The sequence below is a fragment of the Actinomadura barringtoniae genome (assembly GCF_017573505.1).
GTDB classification, from domain to species: domain Bacteria; phylum Actinomycetota; class Actinomycetes; order Streptosporangiales; family Streptosporangiaceae; genus Spirillospora; species Spirillospora barringtoniae.
Genome location: NZ_JAGEOJ010000065.1, coordinates 1 through 482, shown reverse-complemented (window position 1 = coordinate 482; position 482 = coordinate 1). Strand labels below are relative to the sequence as shown.

Genomic DNA, 482 nt, shown 5'->3' with positions numbered 1-482 from the left:
CGGTGCCGATCGAGACCGATGACATCGACCACTTCGGCAACCGGCGGCTGCGCACGGTGGGCGAGCTGATCCAGAACCAGGTCCGGCTGGGCCTGGCGCGGATGGAGCGCGTGGTCCGTGAGCGGATGACGACGCAGGACGTCGAGGCGATCACGCCGCAGACGCTGATCAACATCCGGCCGGTCGTGGCCTCCATCAAGGAGTTCTTCGGCACCAGCCAGCTCTCGCAGTTCATGGACCAGACCAACCCCCTCGCGGGCCTGACCCACAAGCGCCGCCTGTCGGCGCTGGGCCCGGGTGGTCTGTCGCGTGAGCGCGCGGGCATGGAGGTCCGTGACGTTCACCCGTCGCACTACGGGCGGATGTGTCCGATCGAGACGCCGGAAGGGCCGAACATCGGTCTGATCGGTTCGCTGGCGGCGTTCGGGCGGGTCAACCCGTTCGGTTTCGTCGAGACGCCCTACCGCAAGGTCGTCGACGGC

1 protein-coding gene is annotated in these 482 nt (G+C 68.3%); it reads left to right on the top strand.

Translation table 11 applies throughout. The features are described from left to right. On the top strand, positions 1 to 482 hold a 482-nt coding region (locus tag J4573_RS53415; RefSeq protein ID WP_504740204.1), incomplete at both ends, for an RNA polymerDNA-directed RNA polymerase subunit B.